Origin of the sequence: Synechococcus sp. Cruz CV12-2-Slac-r, from assembly GCF_024346075.1 — a bacterium.
Taxonomy (GTDB): domain Bacteria; phylum Cyanobacteriota; class Cyanobacteriia; order PCC-6307; family Cyanobiaceae; genus Synechococcus_D.
In genome coordinates this window covers 1-3850 of the sequence record NZ_JAGQEK010000144.1, presented here as the reverse complement: position 1 = coordinate 3850, position 3850 = coordinate 1, and the positions used below count along the sequence as shown (strand labels likewise).

Annotated in this window: 4 protein-coding genes; 3 read left to right on the top strand and 1 reads right to left on the bottom strand. The window is 60.9% G+C overall.

What is annotated here, in order from left to right:
* Positions 1-58: 58 nt before the first annotated feature.
* Entirely contained in the window at positions 59-589 is a 531-nt protein-coding gene (locus KB557_RS09495; RefSeq protein WP_255133607.1) for a pentapeptide repeat-containing protein, read from the bottom strand.
* A gap of 173 nt (positions 590-762) precedes the next feature.
* Here KB557_RS09495 and KB557_RS09490 point away from each other — a divergent pair, with 173 nt between their 5' ends.
* From KB557_RS09490 to KB557_RS09480, 3 genes are all read left to right on the top strand, one after another.
* Positions 763-1140 (top strand): hypothetical protein, encoded by a 378-nt coding sequence (locus tag KB557_RS09490; RefSeq protein WP_255133605.1) that lies wholly within the window; start codon positions 763-765, stop codon positions 1138-1140.
* Complete coding sequence (locus KB557_RS09485; protein WP_399218943.1) at positions 1137-2021, top strand: acyl-CoA desaturase; 885 nt, start codon at positions 1137-1139, stop codon at positions 2019-2021. The genes KB557_RS09490 and KB557_RS09485 overlap by 4 nt, the downstream gene beginning before the upstream one ends.
* A 229-nt stretch (positions 2022-2250) precedes the next feature.
* Positions 2251-3850, top strand: a 1600-nt coding sequence (locus KB557_RS09480; protein ID WP_255133603.1) for a 4Fe-4S binding protein, incomplete at its 3' end; no start/stop codon positions are given.

Below are 3850 nucleotides of genomic sequence, written 5' to 3'. Positions count from 1 at the left end.
ATACTCGAGGCGCAGCTGGGCGACGTCGTGATGGCCTGGCGGGGTGCTGTCCATGCAGTTACGAGCACGAATCGCGTCTGGAGGGGGCCCCTTCCAAACGGGCCCCCTCCAGACGGCTGCCCTCCTTGTTGCAATCCCGCAGAGCACACATCCTTAAGTAGGCCTGCTGGAAGCGGCAGCTATCGAGCTGGGACCGGTGGAGACGTGTACGGCCGGAACGGGCCTCCTTGAAGCAGCTGGCGCGCAGATCGCAGTTGGATAGGTCTAGATCCACGCCGTCAAGATCCCGCAACCGCAAGCAGGGAAATTGGCTCTGGCCATTTAGAGGATGGAGTCGAGCTGGTGGCGTCGGGTGGCCAGCAGCAGCTTCTCGGCTTGGCCAAGAAGCTTGAACATTGATTTGTCGATTACCTCTTAAAACACCAGATAGCTCTCGGGCTGGCAATGCACCACTCCGGCGATGGCGAGCAGTTTGAGGTGCTTCAAAGCCAGGGTATGACTGAGCCCTGTGTACTACACAACTGCCGATGTACTGAAAATATCGCCCCGCAGGGCCTCGAGCGCTGCCTGCTTGGCTCAGAAAACACATTGAAGTATTAAGGCAGGGCTTCCATGCAATCGATCGGCGATGGAAGTGACAGGAGGATAGTCATTACAAGCTTAACCCACTTTGTAGCTAGCGCATCTCAGCAAAATCTTTCCACGGCAACTACCGTATATCACGATGATGTTATATTGTTATCTAAGCAGTGACTTTTTGTTTTGACCGCTTCCCTCGCGCCAACTTGTCCCGAGCCGCCCGCCACCTCACCCCAGGCGGTATGCATGATGCCTTGGTCCCAATGGGAGATCCTGTTGGAGCGCCAGCATGGCAGCCTCGAGGCTGTAAGCAGTAATCAAATTGCTCAGTTAATCCCCCAAATAATTCAAATAAAAAAGATGTCAACTTTCTTGGTGCTGGTGGATTTCGAGTTGCGGGATCAGCTGTTGAAAGTGGTTCGGGCCATCAAATCCAACGAGAAGGAGCCCGCTGGCCCTGAACGGCTACTGAAGTTTCTCGGCCTTATGGTCCACTTTGCAGGCTTGCTGTTGCCCCAGCTCAGTAAGCCGATGGTGCCATCCTCTAGGGCAATCGCGTGAGGGCAGCCACTCCCACCCCCGCCCTTAGGCAGGGGGTGAAGGTAGTGCCTGGACGCTTGCCATTCAGTGCCGTAACGGTTTCGTTCATGGTAGTGATCCATGCTCTGGTGTTAGTGGCTCTGTTGCCACGCTTCTGGAGCCCAACAGCACTGCTAGTCCTATTGGTGCTGTACTGGATCACCGCCTGTGTGGGGGTGACCCTGGGTTACCACCGCCTTTTGGCGCACAGAGCTTTTCAGGTGCCTAGGTGGTTGGAGGTGGTTATCACTACCTGTGGTGCCCTCAGCTGCCAACACGGTCCGATCGATTGGGTGGGCTTGCATCGCCATCACCACCTGCACTCTGACGATCCCGCAGACCACCACAACAGTCATCTCGGCTTCTGGTGGAGCCACTTCGCCTGGATGTTGCACACTGTGCCAGCCAAGCAGTACGTGCGCCAACTCACCCCCGACCTGCAACAGAGTCCCTACCACCGCTGGTTAAATCGCTACTTTCTGCTGCTGCAGTTGCCCCTAGCGGCCGCTCTCTATGGACTGGGTCGAGTGACCGGAGCTGGTGGATGGGCCCTTGTGCTCTGGGGCATCCCCCTCCGCCTGGTGTTTGTCTATCACGCAACTTGGCTGGTCAATTCAGCTACCCATCGGTGGGGCTACGTAAGCCATGCGAGCGGTGATAGCTCTCGCAATAACTGGTGGGTGGCCCTGCTTACCTTTGGTGAGGGCTGGCATAACAACCATCACGCCTACCCCAGTAGTGCACGCATGGGCTTTCGCTGGTGGGAGCTTGATCTCACCTGGTGGCACATCCTAATGCTGAGCCGTCTTGGTCTGGCTCGTCGAATTCGCCTGGCTGCTCCCCTCCACTCTGCATCACTATGACTACCACAATGTCTACGACTACTAATGTTTCAATTGTATGTATCACTTCCCCGGCCTAGGGCATGCCATTGGCCAAATTGGCTTTGGTTAGTGCCCTGAGGGCGCCCTTTGGATTTTCAAAGCAACAGCTGCCTTAGGCGACTGCGGCCAATTGATGGATCTGGCGGCTTGTTAGCAGCAATAAGGCCAAACGGCAGTAGACATTCTCTGGGCCCATAGCAACCTAGCCATGTACTTTCGCCTACTGGCTCCTTATCTGGTGGCCCAGACCCGCCGGGGGATTGTGGGCAGCAGCAGCTATGCCAAATCCCTACGGGAGGCGGTGCGCCAGGCCGCCGCCGACCCCAGCCGCCAGCCGGTGCTGCTGATGGGCGAACCGGGGCTGGAGAAAGACAACCTGGCCGCCCTGATCCATTTCGGCTCCGCCGAACGGCGGCTACCGCTGATTCGGCTGGATGCGGCCCTGTTGCGGGCCGATGGCGCCGAACTGTTTACCCCGGGCAGCGGTGAGCAAAGCTCCCTGCTCGATTGCCTTGAGGGCGGCAGCCTGCTGATCGACAACGTGGACCTGGCCGACCCCGCCCTGCAGGAACGCCTGCTAGGCCTGGCGGACAGCCACCCCGGCCGGCTGCTCTTTACCAGCGAAACGGTCCTGCCCAGCTTTGACCGCCGCTGCCGCCTGATCCGTGTGCCGCCGCTGCGGGTGCGCCGCCAAGACCTGGGGGAATGGCTGCGCTACGGCATCCGCCAACAAAGCCGTGGGCTTGGCTGGAAGCAACCGCCCAGCGTGGCCCCCGGGGTGGTGGAACGGCTGCAGCAATACGACTTCCCCAACAACCTGCGCGAACTGGAGGCGCTGATCTATCGGGCCCTGCAGCAGGCCCGCCGGATCCAGGGCAATGAACTGCCCCAGCAACTGCCGGAAGACGTGTTTTGGACCGCTAACCGCCAAACCCGACTGCGTTTTGACCTCTGGCGCTGGAAACCTGAGCTGCGCAACTTGCTGCGCTCGCCCCTGCTCTGGAACGGCCTGATGTTTGGCCTGGTGAGTTGGCTGTTTGTGCTGGTAAACCTCTGGCTCTGGCTTGGTCCCCAGGACCGGGCCCACAACGGCGCCCTCAACATCTTCTGGGCCTGGTGGTGGCCGCTGATCCTGCTGGGTTTCCCCCTGGTGGGGCGGCTTTGGTGTTCCTTCTGCCCGTTCATGGTGTGGGGGGAGATCGTGCAGCGGCTGGCGGCCCGCCTGGGCTGGCAGCCCCCCAGCTGGCCCCGGGGTAACGGCGACAGCTGGGCCTCGCCGCTAATGGCAGCGGGCTTTGCGGCGATCCTTGTCTGGGAGGAGCTGGCCCACCTGGAAAACACCGCCTGGCTCAGCAGTTGCCTGCTGTTGCTGATCACCGCCGGGGCGGTGCTGGGCTCGTTGCGCTTTGAAAAACGCTTCTGGTGCCGTTACCTCTGCCCCGTGGGCGGCATGAATGGCCTATTCGCCAAGCTCTCAATCCTGGAATTACGGGCCCAGGCCGGCACCTGCAGCGGTAGCTGCAGCAGCTACGCCTGTTTCAAGGGGGGCCCCGCCGAAGGAGAGGGCCTAGCCAGCGCCGGCTGCCCCCTGGGCACCCACCCGGCCCACCTCAGCGACAACCGCAACTGTGTGCTCTGTTTCACCTGCGCCCAGGCCTGTCCCCATCGCTCCGTGCAGCTGAGCCTGCGCCCCCCCGCCGCCGACCTGCAACGGGAGATGACCGTGCCCGAAGGCGAACCGGCGCTGCTGCTGGTGCTAGCGGGGGGCGTGTGCCTGCACCACTGGCAACCGGCCCTGGAGACCCTGC